The 24,714-nt window shown below is 69.1% G+C and carries 26 protein-coding genes; 13 read left to right on the forward strand and 13 right to left on the reverse strand.

Annotation, left to right across the window (positions count from 1 at the left end; all coding sequences use genetic code 11):
• Nucleotides 1-25: 25 nt before the first annotated feature.
• Both AB0I69_RS05990 and AB0I69_RS05995 read right to left on the reverse strand, forming a co-directional pair.
• A complete protein-coding gene (locus AB0I69_RS05990) occupies nucleotides 26-1,852 on the reverse strand; it encodes a 5'-nucleotidase C-terminal domain-containing protein (protein WP_363094343.1) in 1,827 nt (608 codons plus the stop codon).
• 163 nt (nucleotides 1,853-2,015) lie between these two features.
• Nucleotides 2,016-3,299: an adenylosuccinate synthase gene (locus AB0I69_RS05995; RefSeq protein ID WP_363094344.1), complete on the reverse strand. Its 1,284-nt coding sequence runs from the start codon at nucleotides 3,297-3,299 to the stop codon at nucleotides 2,016-2,018.
• A 186-nt stretch (nucleotides 3,300-3,485) separates the two neighbouring features.
• Here AB0I69_RS05995 and AB0I69_RS06000 point away from each other — a divergent pair, with 186 nt between their 5' ends.
• Nucleotides 3,486-4,367, forward strand: coding sequence for a diacylglycerol kinase (locus AB0I69_RS06000; RefSeq protein ID WP_363094345.1), 882 nt, complete (start codon nucleotides 3,486-3,488; stop codon nucleotides 4,365-4,367).
• Nucleotides 4,368-4,506: 139 nt separating this feature from the next.
• Here the strand turns inward: AB0I69_RS06000 and eutC are convergent, their stop codons facing one another.
• A complete protein-coding gene (gene eutC / locus AB0I69_RS06005; RefSeq protein ID WP_363094346.1) occupies nucleotides 4,507-5,268 on the reverse strand; it encodes an ethanolamine ammonia-lyase subunit EutC in 762 nt (253 codons plus the stop codon).
• Complete coding sequence (locus AB0I69_RS06010) at nucleotides 5,265-6,653, reverse strand: ethanolamine ammonia-lyase subunit EutB (protein ID WP_363094347.1); 1,389 nt, start codon at nucleotides 6,651-6,653, stop codon at nucleotides 5,265-5,267. Before AB0I69_RS06010 ends, eutC begins: the two co-directional genes overlap by 4 nt.
• A 171-nt stretch (nucleotides 6,654-6,824) precedes the next feature.
• Between AB0I69_RS06010 and AB0I69_RS06015 the strand changes: the two genes are divergently transcribed.
• The gene (locus AB0I69_RS06015) at nucleotides 6,825-8,336 is read left to right on the forward strand and encodes an APC family permease (RefSeq protein WP_363094348.1); all 1,512 of its coding nucleotides are present in this window, start codon (nucleotides 6,825-6,827) and stop codon (nucleotides 8,334-8,336) included.
• A gap of 112 nt (nucleotides 8,337-8,448) precedes the next feature.
• Here AB0I69_RS06015 and AB0I69_RS06020 read toward each other — a convergent pair whose 3' ends face one another.
• Complete coding sequence (locus tag AB0I69_RS06020) at nucleotides 8,449-8,943, reverse strand: MarR family transcriptional regulator (protein WP_363094349.1); 495 nt, start codon at nucleotides 8,941-8,943, stop codon at nucleotides 8,449-8,451.
• Between the two features lie 73 nt (nucleotides 8,944-9,016).
• On the opposite strand from AB0I69_RS06020, the gene AB0I69_RS06025 reads away from it, so the two are divergent.
• Genes AB0I69_RS06025 through AB0I69_RS06035 form a run of 3 tightly spaced genes read left to right on the forward strand, consistent with a single transcriptional unit; the run spans nucleotide 9,017 to nucleotide 11,795 of the window.
• The gene (locus tag AB0I69_RS06025) at nucleotides 9,017-9,928 is read left to right on the forward strand and encodes an ABC transporter ATP-binding protein (RefSeq protein WP_363094350.1); all 912 of its coding nucleotides are present in this window, start codon (nucleotides 9,017-9,019) and stop codon (nucleotides 9,926-9,928) included.
• A complete protein-coding gene (locus AB0I69_RS06030; RefSeq protein ID WP_363094351.1) occupies nucleotides 9,925-11,529 on the forward strand; it encodes an ABC transporter permease in 1,605 nt (534 codons plus the stop codon). The genes AB0I69_RS06025 and AB0I69_RS06030 overlap by 4 nt, the downstream gene beginning before the upstream one ends.
• Before the next feature lie 50 nt (nucleotides 11,530-11,579).
• Nucleotides 11,580-11,795, forward strand: a complete 216-nt coding sequence (locus AB0I69_RS06035; protein WP_363094352.1) for a hypothetical protein — start codon at nucleotides 11,580-11,582, stop codon at nucleotides 11,793-11,795.
• 39 nt (nucleotides 11,796-11,834) lie between these two features.
• On the opposite strand, the gene AB0I69_RS06040 is transcribed toward AB0I69_RS06035, so the two are convergent.
• Nucleotides 11,835-12,266 (reverse strand): hypothetical protein, encoded by a 432-nt coding sequence (locus AB0I69_RS06040; RefSeq protein WP_363094353.1) that lies wholly within the window; start codon nucleotides 12,264-12,266, stop codon nucleotides 11,835-11,837.
• A 73-nt stretch (nucleotides 12,267-12,339) separates the two neighbouring features.
• Nucleotides 12,340-13,803, reverse strand: a complete 1,464-nt coding sequence (locus tag AB0I69_RS06045; RefSeq protein WP_363094354.1) for an MFS transporter — start codon at nucleotides 13,801-13,803, stop codon at nucleotides 12,340-12,342.
• A 97-nt stretch (nucleotides 13,804-13,900) separates the two neighbouring features.
• Between AB0I69_RS06045 and AB0I69_RS06050 the strand changes: the two genes are divergently transcribed.
• The gene (locus tag AB0I69_RS06050) at nucleotides 13,901-14,461 is read left to right on the forward strand and encodes a MarR family transcriptional regulator (RefSeq protein WP_363094355.1); all 561 of its coding nucleotides are present in this window, start codon (nucleotides 13,901-13,903) and stop codon (nucleotides 14,459-14,461) included.
• Nucleotides 14,462-14,493: 32 nt separating this feature from the next.
• On the opposite strand, the gene AB0I69_RS06055 is transcribed toward AB0I69_RS06050, so the two are convergent.
• On the reverse strand, nucleotides 14,494-15,717 hold the full coding sequence (locus AB0I69_RS06055) for a cytochrome P450 (RefSeq protein ID WP_363094356.1): 1,224 nt from the start codon (nucleotides 15,715-15,717) through the stop codon (nucleotides 14,494-14,496).
• A 265-nt stretch (nucleotides 15,718-15,982) separates the two neighbouring features.
• Between AB0I69_RS06055 and AB0I69_RS06060 the strand changes: the two genes are divergently transcribed.
• The 3 genes from AB0I69_RS06060 (at nucleotide 15,983) to AB0I69_RS06070 (ending at nucleotide 18,597) form a co-directional block, all read left to right on the forward strand.
• The gene (locus AB0I69_RS06060) at nucleotides 15,983-16,726 is read left to right on the forward strand and encodes a GntR family transcriptional regulator (protein WP_363094357.1); all 744 of its coding nucleotides are present in this window, start codon (nucleotides 15,983-15,985) and stop codon (nucleotides 16,724-16,726) included.
• A gap of 1 nt (nucleotide 16,727) precedes the next feature.
• On the forward strand, nucleotides 16,728-17,987 hold the full coding sequence (locus AB0I69_RS06065) for an MFS transporter (protein ID WP_363094358.1): 1,260 nt from the start codon (nucleotides 16,728-16,730) through the stop codon (nucleotides 17,985-17,987).
• 157 nt (nucleotides 17,988-18,144) lie between these two features.
• Nucleotides 18,145-18,597: a hypothetical protein gene (locus tag AB0I69_RS06070; RefSeq protein ID WP_363094359.1), complete on the forward strand. Its 453-nt coding sequence runs from the start codon at nucleotides 18,145-18,147 to the stop codon at nucleotides 18,595-18,597.
• A gap of 17 nt (nucleotides 18,598-18,614) precedes the next feature.
• On the opposite strand, the gene AB0I69_RS06075 is transcribed toward AB0I69_RS06070, so the two are convergent.
• The gene (locus AB0I69_RS06075; protein WP_363094361.1) at nucleotides 18,615-19,583 is read right to left on the reverse strand and encodes a WYL domain-containing protein; all 969 of its coding nucleotides are present in this window, start codon (nucleotides 19,581-19,583) and stop codon (nucleotides 18,615-18,617) included.
• A gap of 113 nt (nucleotides 19,584-19,696) precedes the next feature.
• Here AB0I69_RS06075 and AB0I69_RS06080 point away from each other — a divergent pair, with 113 nt between their 5' ends.
• Nucleotides 19,697-20,062 carry a VOC family protein gene (locus AB0I69_RS06080; protein ID WP_363094362.1) on the forward strand — a complete coding sequence of 122 codons (366 nt, stop codon included), beginning with the start codon at nucleotides 19,697-19,699 and terminating at the stop codon, nucleotides 20,060-20,062.
• A gap of 9 nt (nucleotides 20,063-20,071) precedes the next feature.
• Entirely contained in the window at nucleotides 20,072-20,314 is a 243-nt protein-coding gene (locus tag AB0I69_RS06085) for a leucine zipper domain-containing protein (protein WP_363094364.1), read from the forward strand.
• Between the two features lie 212 nt (nucleotides 20,315-20,526).
• On the opposite strand, the gene AB0I69_RS06090 is transcribed toward AB0I69_RS06085, so the two are convergent.
• Together AB0I69_RS06090 and AB0I69_RS06095 are read right to left on the reverse strand one after the other, a co-directional pair.
• Nucleotides 20,527-20,724: a DUF397 domain-containing protein gene (locus tag AB0I69_RS06090; RefSeq protein ID WP_363094366.1), complete on the reverse strand. Its 198-nt coding sequence runs from the start codon at nucleotides 20,722-20,724 to the stop codon at nucleotides 20,527-20,529.
• Entirely contained in the window at nucleotides 20,724-21,575 is an 852-nt protein-coding gene (locus tag AB0I69_RS06095; protein ID WP_363094367.1) for a helix-turn-helix transcriptional regulator, read from the reverse strand. Before AB0I69_RS06095 ends, AB0I69_RS06090 begins: the two co-directional genes overlap by 1 nt.
• 219 nt (nucleotides 21,576-21,794) lie before the next feature.
• Here AB0I69_RS06095 and AB0I69_RS06100 point away from each other — a divergent pair, with 219 nt between their 5' ends.
• Nucleotides 21,795-22,202 carry an ATP-binding protein gene (locus AB0I69_RS06100; protein ID WP_363094368.1) on the forward strand — a complete coding sequence of 136 codons (408 nt, stop codon included), beginning with the start codon at nucleotides 21,795-21,797 and terminating at the stop codon, nucleotides 22,200-22,202.
• 15 nt (nucleotides 22,203-22,217) lie between these two features.
• Nucleotides 22,218-22,508, forward strand: coding sequence for a hypothetical protein (locus AB0I69_RS06105; protein ID WP_363094369.1), 291 nt, complete (start codon nucleotides 22,218-22,220; stop codon nucleotides 22,506-22,508).
• Between the two features lie 150 nt (nucleotides 22,509-22,658).
• Here the strand turns inward: AB0I69_RS06105 and AB0I69_RS06110 are convergent, their stop codons facing one another.
• Both AB0I69_RS06110 and AB0I69_RS06115 read right to left on the reverse strand, forming a co-directional pair.
• Nucleotides 22,659-23,327, reverse strand: coding sequence for a response regulator transcription factor (locus AB0I69_RS06110; protein ID WP_363094370.1), 669 nt, complete (start codon nucleotides 23,325-23,327; stop codon nucleotides 22,659-22,661).
• Nucleotides 23,324-24,646 (reverse strand): histidine kinase, encoded by a 1,323-nt coding sequence (locus tag AB0I69_RS06115; protein WP_363095003.1) that lies wholly within the window; start codon nucleotides 24,644-24,646, stop codon nucleotides 23,324-23,326. Before AB0I69_RS06115 ends, AB0I69_RS06110 begins: the two co-directional genes overlap by 4 nt.
• Between the last annotated feature and the right edge of the window lie 68 nt (nucleotides 24,647-24,714).

Here is a 24,714-nt window from a genome sequence, read left to right on the forward strand (position 1 = left end):
TCGGTGCAGAAGGTGGGTCCGGAGTCTAGAAGACCGCCGTACCGGCCTGCGTCAGCTTCCAGTTGGTCGCCGCGAATGTCGTCGGGTCGATCGTGCCCTTCGCCGTGGCGTAGGCGATCATCAGGTCGCGGACCTGGTTGGTGGAGCTGTACGCGGTCTCCGCGGCGGCGATGTGCGGGTAGCCGCTGCCGCCGTTGGCGCGGTAGTTGTTGACCGCGACGACGAAGACCTGGTCGTCGGCGACCGCCGTGCCGTTGTAGGTCAGGTTCTTGATGCGGGAGCCCTCGGCCGCCGCGATGTCGATCTCGTAGTCGACGCCGGCCGCCGTGTCGTACATGTAGTCCCAGAAGCTGTTGGCGTTCGTCAGCGTCGCGGTGTCCACCTTCGTGCCGGCCGGCACCTGGTGGTAGTACTTCGCCGCGAACTCCAGGTAGTCCTTGAGCTGGGCGCCGGTGAGCTTCTTGCCGTACAGGGTGTTCTCGTAGATGTAGAGACCCGCGACGTCGCGGATCGTCACGGCGCCGGCCGGGATGGTCGCCGTACGGCTGAAGCACGCGGCCACCGAGATCAGCGGGAGCGCGGCGTCCGCCGTGGACAGGCCCGACTTCACCGCGTCCATCTGGACCTGGTGGATGAAGTCGATGGCGGGGACGTCCTTCCAGCAGGCCTCCGCCGTCGACATGGCCGCCGTACACGTACCGATCGCGGTGTTGACGTACTTGACCACCAAGTCGTGGTCCGCCGTGAGGAGTTCGGTGATCCGCGCGTCCTCCGCGACCGTGTTGCTGTTCAGCGTCGTCGACGTGGTGCTGGTGACCTTCCAGCAACCGCGCTCCAGCTCCAGCTCGAAGTCGAAGACCGACAGGCGGTAGCCGTAGCAGTACGGCTCGGAGAGGACGACGTCCTTGCCGGTCTCCTCGTTCTTCACCGTGTACGTGGAGACCTCGGTGTGGGTGTGGCCGACGAGGATGGCGTCGATGCCGGGGACCTGCTCGGCGACCAGGTTCGACGCGTTCTCCACGTACGGGAGTTCGTCGCCCCACGACGTCGAGCCGTCCAGGCCCGAGTGGTCGGTGAGGAAGACGACGTCGCAGCCCAGCGCGCGCAGCCGGGGCACGTACTTCTTCGCCTGCTCGACGAGGCCGGTGAAGGTCATCTTCCCGGAGACGTTGTCCTTGTCCCACAGGGCGATGCCGGGGTTGGTGAGGCCGAGGATGCCGACCTTGATGTCGGGAGCGCCGGGCACCCTGATGTGCTTGACCGTGTAGGGCTGGAAGGCCGGCTTGAGCGTCTTCGCGTCCAGGGCGTTGGCGCCGAGCAGCGGGAAGTGGCACTGCTTCTCGAAGGTGCGGACGACCTCGATGCCGTAGTTGAACTCGTGGTTGCCGAGGGCGGCGGCGTCGTAGCGCATCTCGTTCATGGCGATCGCCATGGGGTGCTTGGGGCCGCGCTTGCCGTTCTTGCCGGTGATCGGGTCGACGCTCGCGTAGTACGACGCGAGGGACGTGCCCTGGATGATGTCGCCCGCGTCGACGAGGAGCACCCGGCCCTCGCCCTTCTCCGCGCGCAGGTTCTTGACGAGGGTGGCGATCCTGGCGATGCCGTACGTGTTGCCCTTGCTGTCGGAGTAGGCCTTGTCCGAGTAGTAGTCCCAGTTGAAGACGTGGCTGTGCAGGTCGGTCGTGCCCAGGATGGAGAACGACCAGGTCTTGGGCGCCTTCGGCGGCTTGGCAGGGGTGCGCTCGGCGGCTTGCGCGCTCCCGGCGCCAACGGTTCCCGCGACGGCCACGGCAGCGCCGGTGACGGCGGACTTCTGCACGAACTCACGGCGATTCATGGGATTGACGGGCATTCAGGGCTCCTGGGAGGGCACAGAGGGCGGGTGTGGCATACGGGCCGCGGCGGGCTACCCGCGTAGATGTTGGCCTCCGCCTGTTACCGGCGTAACCACGGATAGCCCAAGGGCCGGTCAAGGATTCCCAAGACCGGCCCAAGTGATGCCACCAAGCGACGCTCTAGATGAACGAGTTGATCTCGATCGTCTCCGTACGGCCCGGGCCGACGCCGATCGCGGAGATCGGCGCGCCGGACATCTCCTCCAGTGCCTTCACGTACGCCTGCGCGTTCTTCGGGAGGTCCGCGAAGGTCTTGGCCTTCGTGATGTCCTCGCTCCAGCCGGGCAGGGTCTCGTAGATCGGCTTCGCGTGGTGGAAGTCGCTCTGCGAGTACGGGAGTTCCTCGACGCGCTTGCCGTCGATCTCGTAGGCCACGCAGACCGGGATCTCTTCCCAGCCGGTGAGGACGTCGAGCTTGGTGAGGAAGAAGTCGGTCAGGCCGTTCACGCGGGTCGCGTAGCGGGCGATGACCGCGTCGAACCAGCCGCAGCGCCGGTCACGGCCGGTGGTGACGCCCCGCTCGCCGCCGATACGGCGCAGCGCGTCGCCGTCCGCGTCGAACAGCTCGGTCGGGAACGGGCCCGAGCCGACACGGGTCGTGTACGCCTTCAGGATGCCGATGACCCGGCTGATCTTCGTCGGGCCGACACCGGAACCGGTGCAGGCGCCGCCCGCGGTCGGGTTCGACGACGTCACGAAGGGATACGTGCCGTGGTCGATGTCGAGCAGCGTGCCCTGGCCGCCCTCGAAGAGGACCACCTTGTCGTCCTCCAGCGCCTGGTTGAGGACCAGGACGGTGTCGGCGACGTACGGCTTGAGGCGGTCCGCGTAGGACAGCAGCTCCTCGACGACCTGCTCGATGGCGATCGCGCGGCGGTTGTAGAGCTTGGTGAGCATCTGGTTCTTGATGTCGAGGGACGCCTCGACCTTCTGCGTCAGGATCGACTCGTCGTAGAGGTCCTGGACCCGGATGCCGACGCGGTTGATCTTGTCCGCGTAGGTCGGGCCGATGCCTCGGCCGGTCGTCCCGATCTTCCGCTTCCCGAGGAAGCGCTCGGTCACCTTGTCCACCGTCACGTTGTACGGCGTGATGATGTGAGCGTTACCGCTGATCAGGAGCTTGGACGTGTCGACGCCGCGCTCGTTCAGCCCGTTCAGCTCGGAGAACAGGACCGACGGGTCGACGACGACACCGTTTCCGATGACCGGAGTGCACTCCGGTGTGAGGATCCCGGAAGGGAGCAGGTGAAGGGCGTACTTCTGATCGCCCACGACTACCGTGTGGCCGGCGTTGTTGCCGCCCTGGTAGCGCACCACATAGTCGACGGACCCACCTAGCAGGTCCGTCGCCTTTCCCTTGCCTTCGTCACCCCACTGAGCACCGAGCAGCACAAGTGCGGGCACGCGCGTACACCCCTTCCGGGCGGGGCATGTCCAAGGTCAGAGGCGTACGCGGCACGTGTGTGCCTCGTACGCCGGCGACCCTCGTCGGCCGCAACCCGTCGGACCGGATGCCCCGGAATAGACGAAGCCCCTGGCGCAATAGCGCAAGGGGCTCTTGCACAAAGATGCTACCCGAGGAAGCGAGGCATGGCCGAGGTGGCGACTTTCGCGACTTCCGATCAGCTGCTGGTCGTCATCGATCCGGTCGCCCGGCGCGCCGACGCGGAGTCCGTCCGCATCGCGAAAGACGTGCTCAGCGCGGGTGCGGCGACGAAGGTGTGCCTGCCGGAGGGGCCCGAGGAATTCGCCCGGGTCCTGGCGCGGCGGGGCTCACGCCGACCCGTGGTGGTCGGCGACGACCGCGCCCTGCTCCGCGCGGTGTCCCTGCTGTACCGGCAGCGGGAGCTGGCCGGATGTGCGCTGTCGATGGTGCCGGTGGGGGGTGCGCTGTCCCTGGCGGGGGCTCTGGGGGTGCCCACGGGGGCGGTGGCGGCTGCGCGGGCGGTGCTCGACGGGGTCGTACGGCGGATGGATCTGCTGGTGGACGACAGCGACGGGGTGGTGCTCGGCGCGCTGCGGATCCCGTCGCTTCCGGTGCGGGAGGCCCCGCCCGAGGAGCCGACGCCGGTGCCGTCCGGCTCCGAGCACCCGTCGTGGCTGCGGACGTGCCAGTCGCTGGTACGGACCCTGGTGCCGGTCCGGCCGTCACGGGAGCCGCTCACGGGTGTGACCCGGCTCGGTCCGGCCCGGCTGCGGGTCGAGGTGGACGGGGTGACGCTGGTGGATCTGGACCAGCCGGTGGAGGGGATCTCCGTGACACCGGGCGCTTCGGGGCTCGCCGAGGTGGAGGTACGGCCGGTGTCGGTGGGGGCGGAGGCTTCGCCGCTGTACGCGCGGGGGCGGACGGTGACCGTGTCGGGGGCGGATTTCCGGTACCGGGCGGACGCGATGGTGGCGGGGCCGGTGCGGACACGGACGTGGGTGGTGCGGGAGGGGGCTTGGGGGCTTACCTTGCCGACGGTGGGGTGAGGTGGGGTTTCTTTCGCCCCCGCCGCCCCTACCCGTCCCATCCTCAAGGGGCGCTGCCCCTTCGACCCCGTCACGGGGGCCAGCCCCCGGGCCCCCGCTCCTCAAGCGCCGGAGGGGCTGATTTTGGGCTGGATGCGGACTAGCTCCCCAACATCGGCGCGTCCGAGTCGTCCTTCAGCGCCACCCCCGTCGCCCCCAACTCCCTTGCCCTGCCCATCAACCCCGCCAACTTCCCCGCCGCCACCTCGTACGTCAGACCCAGCGGCGGCCGGATGTTGCTGAGGCAGTTCCGGTCGGCGTCCGTCGTCACTCCCGGCTTCGGGCGGTACGTCAAGTACGCGCCCAGGGAGTCCGCCGCCGACATGCCGGGGCGTTCGCCGACGAAGACGACGACCATCGTCGCCCCCATCGCCGAGGCAACGTCGTCGCCGAGGGCCACGCGCGCCTGCTCCGCCAACACCACCGGGGCCACCCGCCAGGCCGTCGGCAGGAGTGCCGTCGTCGCTCGGACCATCGCCGCGCCGTGCTCGTGCACCGCCCGGCTGGAGAGGCCGTCCGCGACCACGAAGACGACATCCCACTCCCCCACCGGGAGGTGCGCGCGGTCGGCGGGAGACAACCGGCGGCCCAGGTCCGGGCGTTGGAGGTAGGTCAGGCGGTCGGGGGCGGCGCTGCGAACCCGTACGGTCGGCTCGCCCCTCAACGCCTGTGCCACCACGTCCGGTTCGAAGGGTGAGTGCACCGCGTCCCGTGCCGCCGCGTGGGCCGCCTGGAGTTCGAGGCGGTGGTGGGTGGGGAGGCCCGAGCCCGCCCTGCCCAGGCCGATCCTCGCCTGGGTGTGGCGACGCAGAGTCGGCCACAAGTCCCGGTCCGCTGAAGCCACTTGACTGGTCGTCGTCATGCCGCCAGTTCCCTTCCGATCGCCGTCAACGGGTGGGTCGTACCGGACACGTCTCTGATCTCGCCACCCTCGCCCAGCAGTCCGATCGAGCCGAGCCATGCCTCGAACTCCGGTGCCGGGCGCAGCCCGAGGACCTCGCGGAGGTACAACGCGTCGTGGTACGAGGCGGATTGGTAGTTGAGCATGATGTCGTCGCCGCCCGGTGTGCAGATCACGAAGGACGCGCCGGCCACGCCGAGCATGGTGAGCATCGTGGCGATGTCGTCGTCGTCCGCGTCGGCGTGGTTGGTGTAGCAGATGTCCAGGCCCATCGGCAGGCCGAGCACCTTGCCGCAGAAGTGGTCCTCCAGGGCCGCGCGGAGGATCTGCCGACCGTCGTAGAGGTACTCCGGGCCGATGAAGCCCACCACCGTGTTCACGAGGAGCGGGTCGTAGCGGCGGGCGACCGCGTACGCCCGCGCCTCCACCGTCTGCTGGTCGACGCCGTGGTGCGCGTCCGCCGACAGTGCGCTGCCCTGGCCGGTCTCGAAGTACATGACGTTGGAGCCGACCGTGCCTCGACCGAGCGCCTTCGCCGCCTCGTACGCCTCATCCAACAGCCCCAGCGTGACGCCGAAGGACGCGTTCGCCGCCTGCGTGCCCGCGATGGACTGGAAGACGAGGTCCACGGGAGCGCCGGCCGCCATCAGGTCCATGCTCGTCGTGACGTGGGACAGGACGCAGGACTGGGTGGGGATCGCGTACCGCTGGATCACCCCGTCCAGCAGCTCCAGCAGATCCCGTACCGCCCTCGGGCTGTCCGTCGCCGGGTTGATGCCGATCACCGCGTCGCCCGAGCCGAGCAGCAGCCCGTCGAGCAGGGCCGCGGCCACGCCCGCCGGGTCGTCGGTCGGGTGGTTCGGCTGGAGGCGGGTCGCCAACCGCCCCGGCAGACCGATCGTCGAGCGGAACGCCGTCACCACCCGCACCTTCCGCGCGACCGCGACGAGGTCCGCGTTGCCCATCAGCTTCGACACCGCCGCCACCATCTCCGGCGTCAACCCGGGCGCTACGGCGGCCAGTTCGACGGCATCCGCCGCCAGCAGCCACTCCCGGAACCCGCCGACCGACAGCCCGGCCACCGACGCGAACGCGCCCGCGTCGTGCGTGTCCAGAATCAGCCGGGTCACGTCGTCCGTCTCGTACGGGATCACCGGCTCGGCGAGGAAGGCGGTCAGCGGTACGTCCGCCAGCGCCCAGCGCGCCGCGACCCGCTCCTGGGCGGACGACGCGGCCAGCCCCGCCAGCCGGTCGCCGGAACGCTCCGGACTCGCGGCGGCGAGCAGGCGCGCGAGGGAGCCGAAGCGGTAGCGGTGGCCGCCGAGGGTGGAGGTGTACGTACTCATGGCGGCGACCGTACGAGGCGCGTGTTGCCACCGGATTTCCTCAGATTTCTAAAGGTCTGGTTGACAAACATTTAACGTCCCGCAACCCTTGGCCGACTCATTCGGCCTACAGAGTTCCGGTTCGACACACCAGCCGAACGGCAGCGAGAGCAGCAGGAGAGGGGCCATCCGATGGCAGTGGACGAAGGAGTCGCCCCCGCGGCGAACACAAGCGAGGACGGCGCCGTTCACCGGCTCAAGCCCAACGCCATCGGCCTGCTGGGCGTGGTCTTCATGGCCGTCGCGACCGCCGCGCCGATCACCGCGATGACCGGCAACGTGCCCTTCATGGTCTCGTCCGGCAACGGCATAGGCGCCCCGGCGAGCTACCTCGTCGCAATGGTCGTCCTGGCAATCTTTTCCGTCGGCTTCACCTCGATGGCGAAGCACATCACGTCGACGGGCGCCTTCTACGGCTTCATCTCCTACGGCCTCGGCCGCACCGTCGGACTGGCCTCCGGACTCCTCGCCACGTTCGCGTACGCCGTGTTCGAGCCGGCCCTCATCGGCATCTTCTCCACCTTCGCCACCGGAACCTTCAAGGACCAGACGGGACTTGACATCCCGTGGTGGGCCTTCGCGCTGGTGATGCTCGCCGTCAACTCGGTGGGCACCTGGTTCGGCGTATCGGTCGCCGAGAAGCTCCTCGTGGTCCTGCTCGGCACCGAGGTGACCGTCCTCGCGGCGATGGCGATCTCGGTCGCCCTGCACGGCGGCGGCCCGCACGGCTTCACCTTCGGCCCGGTCAACCCGATCAACGCGTTCAAGGGAACGTCCGCCGGACTCGGCCTCTTCTTCGCCTTCTGGTCGTGGGTCGGCTTCGAGTCGACCGCGATGTACGGCGAGGAGTCCCGCGACCCGAAGAAGATCATCCCCAAGGCGACGATGATCAGCGTCCTGGGCGTCGGCGTCTTCTACGTCTTCGTCTCCTGGATGGCCATCATCGGCAACGGCGAGACGGAGGCCGTGAAGGCCGCGTCCTCCGCGAACCCCCTCGCCCTGTTCTTCAACCCCACCGAGCACTACGTCGGCCACTGGGCGGTCGACGTCATGCAGTGGCTGATGATCACCGGCTCGCTCGCCTGCGGCATGGCCTTCCACAACTGCGCCTCCCGCTACATGTACGCCCTGGGCCGCGAAGGCGTCCTCCCGTCACTCAAGAACACGATCGGCCGCACCCACGCCCGGCACGGCTCCCCGCACATCGCGGGCCTGGTGCAGACGGTGGTGAGCGCGGTCCTGATCCTCGGCTTCTGGGCCACGAGCAAGGACCCGGCCAACGCGCTGTACGTCCTGCTGGCCATCCTCGGCACGATGGCGATCCTCGTCGTCCAGGCGGTCTGCTCCTTCGCGGTACTCGCCTACTTCCGCAAGAACCACCCCGAGAGCCGGCACTGGTTCAAGACGTTCACCGCCCCGCTCGTCGGCGGCATCGCGATGCTGGCGGTGGTACTGCTCCTGGTGTCCAACATGAGCGTCGCGGCAGGCTCGGAGTCCAACTCACCGGTCCTGAAGGCAACCCCGTGGCTGGTACTGCTGATCGCGGCGGCGGGCATCGGCTACGCCCAGTACTTGAAGCGCCGGGCTCCTGAGCGGTACGCGCTGCTGGGCCGAACGGTGCTGGAGGAAACCAAGGAGCGCTGAATTGCCCTGCTTTTAGGGGCGCGGGGAACTGCGCGACCAGCCCACCACCGGGCCGCAGACGAGTACGAATCTGCGGGAGCGTCGTGGCTGGTCGCGCAGTTCCCCGCGCCCCTTAGGTGGCTCCACCGAACCGTGTTTCCCGGTGAACCCGCCACCGCTCCATCATCGCCGCGATCTCTCCGTCGACGAACTCGAAAAACGCGAGCGTCTCGGCCATACGACGCCCCGCGGGCGTGTCTGCACCGAGGCTGCTGACACCCTCCCGCAACGCACCCTCCCAGCGCTTGATGATCGCCTCGCGGTTGGTGAGCGCCTCGTACCACTGGTCGCCGTGCACCACGTACCGCTCGCGCCGCGAACCCGGTTCCCGCTCACGCGACACCATGTGCGTCTGGGCCAGATACCGCACCGCCCCGGAAACCCCCGCCGGGCTGATCCGCAGCTGCGCACCCAGCTCACCGGAGGTCATCGCGCCGTCGTCGGAGGACAGGAGCGCGGCGAAGACCCGGGCCGGCATCCGCTGCATCCCGGCCTCGACGAGCTGCGCCGCGAAACTCTCCACGAACTTCGAGACCGCCTCTTGGTCCCGCTCCGTCTCATCCGCCATGGCACCACCCTACCCGGGCTTCACACACTTCCTTAACTTCACAAATTTCTGAAAGAAGCGTACGTTCGGCTCCATGACGAAGGCAATCACCGTCTCCGGACTGCACAAGTCGTTCGGCAAGACGCATGCCCTCACCGGCCTCGACCTGGACGTCGAGACCGGCGAGGTGCACGGCTTCCTCGGCCCCAACGGCTCAGGCAAGTCCACGACGATCCGCGTCCTGCTCGGCCTGCTCCACGCGGACTCGGGCGCAGCCCAGCTCCTGGGCCGCGACCCGTGGACCGACGCCGTCGAACTGCACCGCCGGGTCGCCTACGTCCCCGGCGACGTGACCCTGTGGCGCAACCTCTCCGGGGGCGAAGTCATCGATCTCTACGGCAAGTTGCGCGGCGGCCTCGACAAGTCCCGCCGCGCCGACCTGATCGACCGCTTCGAACTCGACCCCACCAAAAAGGGCCGCACGTACTCCAAGGGCAACCGCCAGAAGGTCGCCCTCGTCGCCGCGTTCGCCTCGGACGTGGACCTCCTGATCCTCGACGAACCGACGTCCGGCCTCGACCCGCTGATGGAGGAGGTCTTCCAGCGCTGCGTGGAGGAGGAACGCGACCGGGGCCGTACGACCCTGCTCTCCTCCCACATCCTCAGCGAGGTCGAGGAGTTGTGCGACCGGGTGAGCATCATCCGCAAGGGCCGCACCGTGGAGAGCGGTTCGCTCGCCGACCTGCGCCACCTCACCCGGACCAGCGTGACGGCCGAACTCACCGGCGCGCCCAACGGGTTGGCGTCCCTGCCCGGCGTGCACGACCTCGCCATCCAGCAAATTCAGAACAACCAAGGTCATCGCGTCCGCCTCCAGGTGGAGACAGACCAACTCAACGCCGTACTGCGGTCGTTGAGCGAGTCGGGCGTGCGCTCGCTGACCTCGAAGCCACCGACGCTGGAGGAACTGTTCCTCCGCCACTACCAGGAGCAGGGGTCGGAATGACGACCGCCACGTTCGCTCTACGCACCGGCGGCTCTCGCCAACTCACGGGCACCGGCGCCCTCTTGCGCTTCAACCTGCGCCGCGACCGCGTGGTGATCCCGGCCTGGGTGGCGGTGACCGGCCTGCTGGTCCTCTCCCTCCCCGGCTCTCTGAAGAGCGTGTACTCCACGCCCGCCCAACGCGCCGACATCGCCCGCCAGATGCTCACCAACAGCTCGCTGCGCGCCACCTACGGCCCGGTGTTCAGCGACTCCCTCGGCGGCCTCACCGCGTGGCGCATCGGCGGCTACGCCGCGATCCTCGCCGGAATCATGAGCCTGGTCGTCGTCGTACGGCACACCCGTGACGAGGAGGAGAGCGGCCGACAGGAACTGGTCTCCTCGGCGATGGTCGGCCGCAGCGCCCCACTGACGGCAGCCTTGCTGACGGCGTTCGTCGCCAACTCCGCGCTGGCGCTGCTGATCACGCTCGGCCTGGCCGGCCAGGGATCGGCGGGAGCCCTCGCGCTGGGCCTCGGCATCGGCGGAGTGGGCATGGTGTTCGCAACGCTCGCGGCGATCGTCGCCCAGTTCACGGACAGCGGCAGACTGGCGAAGGGCCTGACCGGCGGCCTGGTGGGAACGGCGTTCGTACTCCGCGCGGTGGGCGACTCGACCACCAACAACGGCTCATCCCCCCTGACATGGATCTCCCCGATCGGCTGGCTGGAGAACCTGCGCCCGTTCGCGACCGAACGCTGGTGGGTACTGGCCCTGTTCGCGGTGACGGCACTCCTGCAAGGCTTCGTGGCCTACGAGTTGGCAGGCCGCCGGGACGTCGGCATGAGCTTCCTGCCCGCCCGTCCCGGACCGGCCCACGGCAGCCTCAGCACAGCGGGCGCACTGGCCTGGCGCCTCCAACGGGGTGCCGTACTGGGCTGGAGCCTGGGCTTCTTCGCGGCCGGGGTCGCCTTCGGCGGCATCACCAAGGGCGCGGCGGACCTGGTCGGCGACAACGCCAAGACCCGCGAGATCATCGAGCGGATGGGCGGCCAGTCCGGCATCGAGGACGCGTTCCTGGCCACGATGGTCGGCATGTTCGGCATGCTGGCAGCGCTGTACGCGGTCTCGTCGGTTCTACGACTGCACAGCGAGGAGACCGGCGGGCGCGCCGAACCGATCCTGGCGAACGCGGTGGGCCGCCTCCGCTGGGCGGCGGGCCACCTGACGATCGTCTTCGGAGGCGCGGTCGCCATCATGCTGCTGAGCGGCCTCGGCCTGACCCTGGGTTACGGCGCCGAACCGGGCCCGATCCTGGCCGCCACCCTGGTCCAACTCCCGGCGATCTGGACCCTGGGCGCGCTCGCGGTACTGCTCCACGGAATCTCCCCGCGCCTGTCCCCGGCATCGTGGGGCGCATCCGGCCTCGCCCTCCTCCTCGGCTGGATCGGCCCCGCGCTGAACCTCCCCCAGGGGGTCCTGGACATCTCGCCGTTCGGCCACTTGCCGAAGCTGCCGGGTGGGGGGATGGCGTGGGGGCCGGTGGTCGTCCTCACGGCGATCGCCGCGGCCCTGGTCGCCGTAGGTCTGACGGCTCTGCGCCGCCGCGACCTCACGACCTGACCGGGAACCCGACCGGAACCTCCGGCGCCCCGCACGCGTCCGTCCCGGGCATGGGACAACGCGCGCAGGCCGCCGGAGGATGTCTGACCGCCGTACTCGGCGCGGGAGTTGGGCTGGCGGTGTGGTCGTACGACGTCCGGGACCGCTTCTACCGCTTCGAGGCGAGCCCCGACTGGAGTGTCCTGTACGCGGAGTTGCCGCTGGCGGTGTTGGGCGGGGTCATCGCGTCACTCGGCTTCTGGGCTCTAGTCCGGCGCGTCGGATAGCCCGACGGAGCCACCCGGGATTGAAGTGCGGGCAGGTGATCAGGAGTTGTCGAGAGCCGCGGTGATCTTCCGGATCATGGCGGTTTCGGCGGGGCCTGCGCCGCCCTTGTGGGCACGGGAGGCGGCGTCCGTGATCGTGGCGATGGTCGCGCGGAAGTTCTCCACCTCGGCGGGTGCCTTCGCCTTGAGGAGGGTCACCGAGTCGGCCAGCGCGGTGAAGACGCGGTCGGCCAGGCCGGCGGTGGAACTCCCGCCCAGATCAAGGCCCTTGGGCTTCTCGGCCAGGACGTGACCGACCAGCCCGGTCGCGGAGGACAGGGCCTTGCCGCCGGCCATGCCGGAGCGGGTGGAGGAGATCGGGCCGGGGTCGGCCGCCGCCATGAGGGAGACGACACCGTGGGCCGCGGTCTGCAGGGTCAGCTTCTCGTCGGCGGTGAGGGCGGGGGCGGTGTTCTCGGTGTTCTTGGACATGAAGGAGTCTCTTTCGTTTCCGTGAAGGGGCGTGAACTGCCGTAGGGCCGTGGCCAGTTGGTGATGGGGGAGGTCAGAGGGCGGGCTCGGCCTGGTTGCCGACCGCCTTGCGGGGCAGGGCGAGGCACAGGGCCGCGCACAGGACGTACGCGCCGATGGCCCACGGCCCCGCGTGAACGATCGCGTCGGTGAGGCCCTTGTCGGCGTGGGAGAAGAACGCGTTGCCGATGACGGCGACCCCGAGCGCCCCGCCGAACTGCTGGGCCGTGGACAGGATTCCCGAGGCGCCGCCCGCGAGGCCGCCCGGCACGGTGCTCAGGATGGTGTTGACCAGCGGGATGATCAGGAAGATCAGGCCGACCCCGGCCAGGAACAGGCCCGGGACCAACGGCCAGGCACCGGTGTGCAGTTGGGCCGAGTCCTGCGCCGCGTGCCGGACCCAGAACAGGCCGCCCGCCATGACCACGGCGCCCAGGATCAGCACCGTACGGCCGAACTTGGCGACGAGTGGGTCGACCGCGGGGGCGGCAAGGATCGAGCCCGCGCTGAAGGCGACCATCAGCAGACCGGCACCGGTCGGGGTGTAGCCCTGCCCGGACTGCAGCCAGACGGTGAAGACCAGGAAGAAGCCGGACATGCCGCCGTAGAAGAGGAGTTGGATGAGCAGGCCCGCGCTGAAGGCGGGCTTCCTGAACAAGTCCGTGGGCAGCAGCGGGTGTTCGATGCCGCGCCGTTTCTCCGAGACGGTCAGGGCGACGATCGCGAGGACACCGGCAGCCAGGCAGATCCAGCCCCACAGCGGCCAGCCGTTGGAACGGCCCTGGACCAGCGGCAGCACGATCGCGACGAGGCCCGCGGCGAGGACCAGGTTGCCGAGTATGTCGATACGGCCGCTGAACGCGTGGTCCTTCGAGGCGGGGATCCACTTGGCGCCGAGGACGAGGACCAGGGCGGCCAGCGGGAGGTTGATGACGAAGATCGTGCGCCAGCCCCAGCCGAACAGGTCCCAGTCGGTCAGCACGCCGCCGAGCAGCACGCCCACGGCCGTGGAGATGCCGGCGATCGCGCCGTACAGGGCGAACGCCTTGCCGCGCTCCTCACCGTCGAACATCGTGCGGAACGAGGCGAGGATCTGCGGCATGATCACGGCCGCGGCCACGCCCTGGAGGCCGCGCGAGGCGACGAGCACACCGGCCGAGGTCGCCAGCGCGCTGGCCAGGCTCGTCAGCGCGAACGCGGTGACGCCGAGCAGGAACAGCCTCTTGCGGCCGTAGCGGTCGCCCAGGTGCCCGGCGATGATCAGCGTGGCGGCGAAGCCCAACATGTAGGCGGACACGGTCCATTGGAGGTCGGCGGGGGTGGCTTTCAGCCCCTTGCCGATGGAGGGCAGCGCGGTGTTCACGATCGATCCGTCGATCATGTCGAGCAGCGCCGCGAGGATCATCACGAACGCCGCCGCCCACCGCCTGGGGTAGGGCGCCGCCCCACTGCCGCCGTCAGCGGCTACGTTCCTCGTGTTGGTCGTGCTGGACGACATGGCGTGGACTCCTCGGGTCGGTCAGTTCTGCTTGACTTTCATACATCTTGGCTTTCAAGTTAATAGCCGACAGTTACGATGCAGGGAGATATCTCGAATGTCAAGCGGAATGGAGTCGGACGCGGGCTCAGGCGCGGGCGCGGGGTCGGTCGAAGCGCGACTGGGCGCGGCCGTGCAGGCCTACCAGAGCGCCGTCGACGACTTCGACCGCGAGCTGGCCCGGCTCATGGGGGTCAACGAGACCGATCTGCGGTGCCTGGAGATCCTTTTCGCGGTCGAGGAGATCACCCCTCGTGAACTGAGCCGGCAGCTGGGCCTGACCACCGGGAGCGTCACCACGATGCTCGACCGGCTGGAGAAGCTCGCCTATCTCACCCGCACGCCGCACCCCGACGACCGGCGCAAGACCCTGATCCGCGTCACCCCGGAGGCGACTCAGCGCGCCTTCGGCCTGATCGGGCCGTTCCTCGACGACGCCGGCCGGAAGGTGTTCGACCGTTACACCCCCGACCAGCTGGAACTGGTCGTCGACTACCTCACCTTCTCCCGCGACGTCCAGCAGCAGCACGTCGAGCGGTTGAGGAAGACGCCCGCCCCCGGCCCCACCAGGACGGGCGGCCGGCAGAGCCGGGGACCCCGGGGCGGAGCGGCGACGTAGGCCCGACGCGGGATCCGCAACGGGCCGTCACCTCACCCCACCTCGACGCTCAGCCCCTCCAGCCCCCGGATCACGAAGTTCGGCTTGCGGACCGGGTCCGCCGCGAGGGCGAGCGTCGGGGCCCGTTCCAGCAACGCCCGCATGGAGGCGGCCAGTTCGATGCGGGCCAGGGGTGCGCCGATGCAGTAGTGGATGCCCGCGCTGAAGCTGATGTGCGGGTTGTCGGCGCGGGTGAGGTCGAGGCGCTCCGGGTCGGCGAAGACGTCCGGGTCGTGGTTGGCGGAGCCGAAGAGCATCGCGATCTCCGCACCCCGGGGCACGGTCGTGCCGTCGATCTCGATCTCGTCCAGCACCCACCGTTCGAAGAGCTGGAGCGGGGTGTCGTAGCGCATCAACTCCTCGACGGCGGACGGGATCAGGGAGTGGTCCGCGCGGAGGGCGGCGAGTTGGTCCGGGTTGCGGAACAGGGCCCACCAACCATTCACCGTGGCGTTCACCGTCGCCTCGTGGCCCGCGTTCAGCAGGAGTACGGCGGTGGAGATCAGCTCCTGTTCGGTGAGGCGGTCGTCGTCCTCGTCGTGGGCCGCGATCATGCCGGAGATGAGGTCGTCGCCGGGCTCCTTGCGGCGGGCGGCGATCAACTCGCGTAGATACGAGGAGAATTCGTTCGACGCACGGACCGCCTTCGCCGCCGTGTCCTGCGACGGGCTCAGCTCGTACATCCCACAGATGTCCGCCGACCAGGGGCGGAGCGGGGCGCGGTCCGACTCGGGGATGCCCAGCATCTCGGCGATCACGGCGACGGGGAGGGGTTCGGCCACGTCGGTGAGGAGGTCGCCGCCGCCTGCGGCCACCAGGCGGTCCACCAGCTCACCGGCCAACTTGCTGACGTACGGCTTGAGTTGCTCGACCGTGCGCGGAGTGAACGCCTTCGAGACCAGCCGCCGGATGCGGGTGTGGTCCGGGGGCTCCAGGTCGAGCATGCCGTGGTCGTTGAGGGTGTGGAAGGGCTCGTGCTCGGGCGGGGGTGCCGTACGGCCGAAGTCCTCGTGGGTGAAGCGGTGTTGGTAGGTGCGGCCGAGGCGGCGGTCGCGCAGCAGCGCCGAGACGTCCGCGTGGCGGGGGACGAGCCACTGGTCGGTGGGCTCGTAGTAGGTGACCCGGCCCCGGTCGCGCAGTTCGGCGTAGGCGGGGTACGGGTCGGACACGAACGCCGGGTCCCAGGGGTCGAAGGTGAGGTCGTCAGCAGCTGCCATGCACGGACGCTAGCCCGACAGCACCCGGTCTGACCAGGGGCGACCCCAGTGATCCCGGTGATCCCGGTGATCCCGGTGATCCCGGTGATCCCGGTGATCCCGGTGATCCCGGTGATCCGGGAGGCTGCGGGACCGCCGGTCACCCCTGCGCATTTCTGCTCCACTTCCTGCTCCAGTAGCTTCCGCCCGGCGCGGTAGCTTCCCAACACCGTCCGGGATCACCGGATACCGCACGGAGCAGAGCCGAGCAACGGGAGAGTCGACCATGCCCCGAGAGGCGCCCTATCTGGCAGTCGCCGAGGCGTTGCGCGCACGGATCCTCGCGGGAGAGTGGGAGATCGGGGAGCGCCTGCCGTCGCGGGCGCGGCTGGCCGAGGAGTACGGCGTGGGGCGCAACGTCACACAGCGGGCCATGGACCAGCTAATCGCCGTAGGCCTCCTCGAAGGACGCGCGGGCTCGGGCACCTACGTCCGGTCGCCGCGCGAACGCCTGCGCATGATCCGCTCCCGGCATCGCGCACGCAGCCGCACCGGCCTCACGGAGCGGGGGCGGGCGCGGGCCTGGGACGCGCACAGCCAGGCACACGTCCCCGCGCCCGAGGACATCGCCGAGCGCCTCGCCATCGGCCCCGGGGACCTCTGCGTCCACACGCACTACGAGTTCCTGGCCGACGGGCAGCCCGTCCAGCTCTCCGCCTCCTGGGAGCCGATGGCCATCACGGCCGGAACGCCGGTCGTACTGCCCGAGCGGGGACCACTCGCGGGAAAGGGGGTGGTGGAGCGCATGCGTTCCATCGGCGTGGAGGTCGAGACCGTGGTCGAACTGCCGCGCCCGGCCCGTGCCACCCAGGAACAGGCGAACCTCCTGGGGATCAGCCTCGGGGACCTGGTGCTCCAGATCGAGCGGACCATCTACGCCACCGACGGACGTCCGGTGGAGACCGCCGACCTCGTCATACCCGACGTACGCAGGGAAGTGGTCTACGAGTTCGCGGTGGACCGGCCCTGACATGCCAACTCCCCCCGCGCACAAGCCGACTTCCTCCCCTCGCACGCCAACACCCTCCCGCCTCGGGCTCCTTCGCGCCCCCGACTTCGGACGGCTGTCCGCCGCGACCGCGCTCGGCCAACTGGGCGACCGCGTCATCTTCCTGGCGTTGCCCCTGGTCGCCATCGTGTCGTTGCACGCCGACGAGTTCCAGGTCGGCCTGCTGACCGCGGCCACCACGGCGGGCTCACTCCTGGTCGGACTGCCGGCCGGCGCCTGGGTGGACCGGATGCGCAAACGCCCGGTGATGATCAGCACCGACCTCGCCCGGGCACTGGTCCTGGCGACCGTACCGATGGCGTGGTGGGCGGACCTCCTCACCATCTGGTGGCTCTACGCGGTCGCCCTGACCCACGGAGTCCTGACCGTCTTCTTCGACGTCGCCTACGTCAGCTACCTGCCGCACCTGGTGGGCCGCGGGAACCTGGTGGAAGGAAACGCGAAACTCTCCGCCATCCGCTCGGTGACCAGCATCAGCGGACCCGGGGTGGCGGGACCGCTCGTCGGCTGGGCCGGAGCCCCCGCGACGCTCCTGGTGAGCTCGGTGGGGATGGCCCTGTCGGGTCTGCTGGCGATGGGCATCCGCAAGCCCGAAGAGAAGCCGGAGCCGGGGCCGAGTGCTCGACCTCAACTGGGCCGGGACATAAGGGAGGGGCTGAGGTTCGTCATCCGGCATCCCGCGCTCCGCGCGATCATGGTGGGGGACGCGATATTCAATCTCTTCCTGGTCACGTACCAGACCATGCTGCTGGTCTTCCTGGAGCGGGACATGGGTCTCGACTCCTTCGGCATCGGTGTCGTGCTGTCGGGCATGGGGTGCGGTGCCCTGCTGGGCGCACTGCTGGCGACCAGGCTCGCGAACCGGCTCGGACAGCGTCGCGTCATCCGGCTCGCGCCGCTGGTCACCTGCCCGCCGACCGCCCTGATGCCGTTGGCCCGGCCGGGGTGGAGCCTGTGTGCGGCGGCGCTCGGGCTCGCGGCCCTGTCACTGGGCGGAGTGGTCCGCGTGGTCGCCCAGTCGAGCCTCCAGCAGTCCCTCACCCCCGACCGGCTCCTGGGCCGGATGAACGCGACCGCCCGCTTCGTTTCCTGGGGCGGCATTCCCCTGGGCGGGCTGCTGGGCGGAGCCTCGGGAACCGTCTTCGGGGTTACGGCCACTCTGTGGATCGGCGCGATCGGCATGACGGCGAGCGCCCTGCCCAACCTGCTGTCGGCGCCGTGATCCACGGGGGCCGGCGCCCCCGTGGATCGTTCGTCGTGGTGCGGGCTCCGGTGAGGCGGTGCTGTTCGGCTGGGCGGTGCGCGAGGCCGCTCGGTGTCCCGGGAGGGGTGCCCCTATCCCTTTGTCGAGGTGTGAAGGGCTTGTCTAGGGTGGTCTGGTGGGGGTTCAGCTGCGGGAACGGTGGGGCGGGCAACCGTTGTGGGCGAGATGGGTTCTCGCGGTGTACTTGATCGGCTTCCTCGAAGGTGCCTGCGCTCACTTTCTTGACCTGATCCGCGGCGGGTTCCATGCCTATGCGGCGTTCCCGCAGGTTTCCCTCCAGGCGTTCTTCATCAGCTTGGCGGTCCTTGACCCGCTGGTCGTCGTGCTGGTGGCGTTCGTGCGGCGCCCAGGTGTCTGGCTGGCGAGCGGTGTGATGGTGCTGGACGTTTCCGCGAACTGGATCGGCAACTGGCAGTGGCTGCAAGATGATCCTGCGGGTCTGCTGCGTCCTGTCGGGCTGTTGCCCATAACCCTCTTCGGGCTGTTCGTCGTCGCGTCACTGATCCCCTTGCACCGCACCACTGCCATGACGCGGAGGAAGCCTCAGGCGGTCATGCCGTCTCGGTGACGACTAGGTGTTGCGGGTCAGGAGGTTGGTGACGGCGCATAGTGGTGGGCAAGATCGGTGGCGAGGTCGCGGAGGTGCACCCTGGCTTCGGTGGGGCCGTGCACAGTGACGGCGCTCCCGAACGGCAGTAGTGCTCGCACGTCATCCAGACGCAGGAAGCGGATCGTCACCTTGCGGCCGGTGGCGGATTCTTCATGGTCGTCGTCCGGGACGAGTCGTAGGCCGAAGATCCGTTGCGCTCGCTCGATCTGGGTCTGGTCGATGGTGGCGCTGACCTCTATCGCGTGGTTGTGCTCCCACTGATCGATGAGCGCTGCGGCGACGGTGGCCAGGGTCTGGCTCTCGCGGATCCGTCGTGGCTGGTCGACTTCTTTCCACGTCGTGATCCGTTCGAGTCGGTACATCCGTGGCACTCGGGCACGGTCGGCGACGAGGTACCAGATGCCGGCCTTGGCGAACAGCCCGTAGGGATCCACGACCAGGTCGCGTGGGCATGACTCGCGTGGGCTGTCGTACTCGATCCGTAGCCGGCGACCTCGCCGCACCGCGCCGATCAGCGAAGCCGGAGTCGGGCCGGAAGCTCGTGCCTGACGCCAGGGACGGCTGTCCACGTGCACTACGTCGGTGAGCGGCAGGAGCTCATGAACTCGACGTGGCTGTGCAGCGGCGATCTTGGAGAGCGCGCGCCGGCTTTCGACCGATGCGTCGAGCTCCGCACGTTGCCTCTCGTCCAGCCCGGTGAGCGACAGATGTTCACGCTCGCCCGGTGTGAGCCGCGTGAGGTCGAGCCCGGACCCGGGCAGCATGGTCACGCCTCCGAGGCGGCCCCGGTGTGCGGTCACCGGCAGACCGGCGTCGCGGAGCCAGTTCAGGTCTCGGGTGATGGTTCGAAGGGACACCCCGAGCGCTGAGGCGAGTTCCTGTGTGGTCACGGCAGCCCTCGATTCGAGGAGCAGCATCAGGGTGAAGAAGCGGTCTGGGGTCACCCACCGATTTTTTCAGGAATTGCGACACGATACGGCGCATATCCCGGTCAGGCTGCTGGATGCGTACCTACGACCTGCGAGTGCTTACCTACGGCCCGTGAGAAGGAACAACCATGACCACATCCGTCGTGTCCATCGTCTACGTGAACGACGCTCCCGCCGCAGCTCGTTTCTACGGCGACCTCCTCGGCATGAGCCCCTCGTTCGAGACGTCGGGATACATCACCTTCGACCTCGGGCCAGGCGCTGACCTCGGTCTGTGGTCCGGCCAGTTCGAGGATCTGTCACCGGACGTCCCGCGCACCAGTGAGGTGTGCCTGGCCGTCGACGGTGGACCCGACGAGCTCAACTCGACCTTTGAGCAGTGGAGTTCCAAGGGGGTCACGATCCTGCGGGAGCCCCATGACGCGGGGTTCGGGCTGACCTTCCTCGCAGCCGATCCTGACGGGAACCGTATCCGCGTCGCCCCGCGGGGCTGAAAGGCCGCGATGCGGCAGGCGCGCACGACAGGTGTCGCGCCTGCCGTCGTCCGACTTCGAGAGGACGACGGCAAGTGGGTGAATCGCCGGCGGCTACACGGTGATGCGGGATTGCAGGACCGGCCGTCGAGTCCTTACCGGAGTCCGAACGCGACTCCAGCATGGGTCATCGAGCAGACCGAGTCCTGGCGCCGCCAGCACAAGTGGTCCGCGCAACGGGTCACCGACGAACTTGTGCGTATCGGTTTGTGATCGACCGGCGAACTGTCAGCCGCCACCTGACCCGGCCCGGGTAATGGGGGAGGAGGCGCGGAAGTGTGACACTCGGCGCTGAAGTGTCACACTTCCGCGGGGAGGTTCTCCTCTGGCGGGCACTGGCAAAGAGCCGCACCGCTCAAGTTCGAAGACCCACGTTGTCACCATTGGACGCCGGGCACTTGCCGTTCAGGTGCGGGGACGGTCGTTCACCCGACCGGACGATCACTGTGTCGGCCACCCTTGATGTGCTCGACGAGGGCGGTGAAGGCGGCGGTGGGGAAGGAGAGCGTGGCACGGGTGGGCAACTTGGAGTCGCGGACGGCTGTGCGGGTGGGGAGCTCCGCTATCTCCACGCAGGTGTCGCCGTCGCCGCCGCCGGAGTACGTCGACTTTCGCCAGTTCATTACAGTTCCTTCGCCAGCCGGTGGATGAAGTCCCGCGACGCGGTGGGTTCCAGCGACGCCTCTCGCATCCTAAGGAACAGGCCTCGCAGTTGCTCCAACTGAGCTTCCGCATCGATGAACGCGACGCCGGTCGGGGCGTCCCGTAGTCCTGTGTCCAACCGTGGCACCGGACCACCCGCGTACATCATCGAGATTCCGGCCCCGGCAAATCCTTCCCGATCAAGGGGGATGACCCGCACAGTGGCGTGCCCCTTGTCGATCTCGTCCAAGATGCGGCGGAGTTGAGACAGGGAGGTCCGGCGATCGGCCACCTGGATACGCAGGGCGCACTCGTGGATGAGCGTTTCGTACGGGGTCGGGGTATCGCTCTCGATCACGGCTCGCCGCATCAGTCTGTGGTCCACCCGAGGCGCCAGTTCGCTTTCGGGCAGCCCAGGATGCACGTACGTATAGATCGCGCGGGCGTAGTCGGCGGTCTGCAACAGCCCCGGAACATGGGTGATCACAACCTCACGCAGGAACGTGGCATGGTGTTCCAGCTCGGCGGTGTCCTGGAACACCGGGGGCAGCACTCCTCGGTACTCCTCCCACCAGCCACGGGTACGGTCGGTCGCCATCGCCACGAGGGCATCGATCAACGCCTCGTCCGTACAGGCGTAGTGGGCGGCAAGGCGTCGTACCCGCTCCTCGCTGACGCCGACGTTGCCCGCCTCCACCTGGCTCATCTGGGCCGACGTCGAATTGAGCAGGCCGGCCACCTCACGGGCCTTCAGCCCGGCCGCTTCCCTCAGCCGACGCAGTTCCGCGCCCAGGCGCACCTGCCTTGCAGTGGGCTGGCTCCTCGGCGCCATACCCCTCCTCAACCGTCTTACCGGCTTGCCTCGTTCGAGGGTCAGATTACGACACCCGCTTGCGCTGACAAAATTTTTTGCACTACCGTCAGTACCGCGACGCACACCCTGCGAAACCCCGGGGGTACCGGAAGCGCACCGCTCCGCCCTGCCACGGCGGCTGCGGCACTGCCACCGGCCCCGAACGCCAACTCCCCACCCCACAAACGGAGTTCACCCATGCCCGAAAGTGCCCCCTGGGAGTACACACTCCAGATCCCCAACGACCCCCGCGCCGTCACGATCAGTCGCCGCACCCTCCGCCTCATCCTCACGATGCACGGCCTGATCACCCTCGTCGACACCGCCGAACTCCTCGCAACGGAGCTGATCGCCAACGCCGTACGGCACACCGACGGCCCCGCCGCCCTACGCGTCCGCTGTTCCGCCGGCGTACTACGCATCGGCGCATGGGACGCGAACCCCGAACCCCCCGAGCCACCACAGGCGTGGGACCAGCTCACCGCCGCCGAAGACGGCCGCGGCCTCGCCCTGGTCCGGGCCTGCGCCGACCAGTGGGGCTGGCAGCCGCAGTCCAGGAACGGCAACCGCGGCAAGTACATCTGGTGCGAACTGGGCGCAGCGTGAGAGGGAGCCGCCGCCATGACCACCCGACCGGCAGAGTCCGGCCGGCCCCACCTCCCCTCCATGCGCACCATTGGGGAGCTCCGTGCCGCCCTCACCATGGGCTACGGCTTCGCCGGCGACGCAGACGACTTCGAGGCCGAGCTAACCCGCGAGATCAACCATGCCGACCCGGCAGGCCTCTCCGGCGTCGCCCGCCTCGTCGAGGAGTTCCGCGGCCGGGTCATCGCGCGCCAGGACCCCTCCTTCGACTCAGCCGTCACCGCGGCCGTCGCCGAAATCCGCTCGGCTCGGGAAAGCCATCGGTGAACGACGACCAGTAGCCGGCCGCCACCACCCGTACCCCGTCGGCGAGTTGGCGTACCGAGGCGTCCTTGAGCCAAAACGTCCCCTCACAGCCGAGGACGGAATCGGCTCAGCGTTTCATCGGAGTCACCTCGGAATCCCGCATCACCCGCATCACCCCGGCCTCACCAACCGCGCCTCGTACGCGAACACCGCCGCCTGCGTACGGTCCCGCAGCCCCAGCTTCACGAGGATGCGGCTGACATGGGTCTTGATCGTCGACTCGGCGACCACCAGCCGCTCGGCGATCTCCCCGTTCGACAGGCCCTGGGCGATGAGGACCAGCACCTCCGTCTCCCGCTCGGTCAGATCCCCGTACGTCGCCTGCTGCCCGGTGGGCACGAGGCGGGGTGTCTCGGACAGCTTCGAGAACTCCGTGATCAGCCGCCTGGTGACGGAGGGGGCCAGCAGCGCCTCGCCGGCCGCCACCACCCGCACCCCGTCGGCGAGTTGGCGTGCCGAGGCGTCCTTGAGGAGGAAGCCGGAGGCTCCCGCCCGCAATGCCTGGTACACGTACTCGTCGAGGTCGAACGTGGTGAGCACCAGCACCTTCGCCGCGCCGTCCGCGGCGACGATCTCCCGGGTCGCCTCGATGCCGTTCAGCTCGGGCATCCGGATGTCCATCAGGACGACGTCCGGGGCCAGTTCACGCACCCGCTCGACCGCGTCGCGGCCGTTCACCGCCTCGCCGACGACCTCGATGTCCGGCATAGCGCCCAACAGGACCGAGAAGCCCTCGCGCACCATCATCTGGTCGTCCGCGATCAGTACCCGGATGGTCATGCGTCACCTTCGCTCGCACTCGGCACCGGCAGGAACACCGTCACCTCATAGCCGCCGTCGTCCGCCGGGGCCGCCGTCATCTCGCCGTTCAGCATGGAGACCCGCTCCCGCATCCCGGTGATGCCGTGCCCCGCGCCGGGTGAGGGCTTCACCAGGCTCGGCTCGGGCATCGGGCCGTTGACTATCCGCAGGCCCAACCCGCCCAGCACGTAACCGATCTCCACGCGGGCGCTCGCGCCGGGCGCGTGCCGCAGGGTGTTGCTCAACGCCTCCTGCACTATCCGGTACGCCGACAGCTCGACGCCCTGCGGGAGTTCACGCACCGCCCCCGTCACCGCCTTGTCGACGCCCAGGCCGGCGTCGCGCACATTGGCGAGCAGCGCGTCCATGTCGGCGAGGGTGGGCTGCGGGGCGTCCGGCGCCTCGTAGTCCTCCGCGCGCACCACGCCCAGGACGCGGCGCAGTTCGGTCAGGGCCGCCACCGCGTTCTCCCGGATCGTGACGAAGGCGCGCTCCAGCTCCGGCGGCGGGTTCTCCACGCGGTAGGGCGCGGCCTCCGCCTGGATGGCGACCACCGACATGTGGTGGGCCACCACATCGTGCAGCTCGCGGGCGATCGTCGTGCGCTCCTCCAGCAGCGTGCGCCGGGACCGCTCGTGCGCGGTGACCGTCTGCTGGGCGGTGACCTCCTGCCGGGCCTCGCGGCGTATCTGCCAGACCGCGACGCCGAGCAGGACCAGCGCGGAGCTGAACAGCACCTCCGCCGTGTCGGAGCGGAAGTCTCGGCCGTCGGAGACGTTGCCGGCGATGAAGCCGTAGACCGCTGTCAGTACCCACATCCAGGCGGCGGTGCGCGGCCGGGTGCGTATGGCCACGATCGTCAGCACGAACAGGTGGCAGGCAAAACTGCCGGCGAGCCACGGCCACGAGTCGTCCCACTCGTTCGCCAGCATCGTGGCGACCGGGGTGGCGACCATGGACAGCCAGAACGCTCCGATCGGCCGCACCATGGTCAGCAGCACCGGCAGCAGGGCCAGCAGGCCGAGGACCGTGTTGCTGCCCGCGCCGCGGATCCCGTTGTCCGAGGCGATGAACATCGCGAGCAGGCCGGCCGCGATGATCAGGGCGTGCGGGCTCCAGGCCGCGTACTCCCGCGCCCGCCCCTTCAGGCGCCGGGTCAGCGGGCCGTCAGCGGTGGAGCGGGGCAGCGGGCGGTAGGCGAAGGCGTCGTGGAACAGCTCCTGTCGCAGCCCGCGCAGGGCGTCCGCGGCCAGTCTGAACTCCGGGCTGCGCGGCTTGGCGGCGGCGCCCGGCGGCATCTGCTGCGTCGTATCGGTCACGTTCAAAACGGTAGGCGGCGGGGCGGGTCACCGTCGTCACCTATGAG

This window comes from Streptomyces sp. NPDC050508 (genome assembly GCF_040655155.1).
GTDB lineage: Bacteria > Actinomycetota > Actinomycetes > Streptomycetales > Streptomycetaceae > Streptomyces.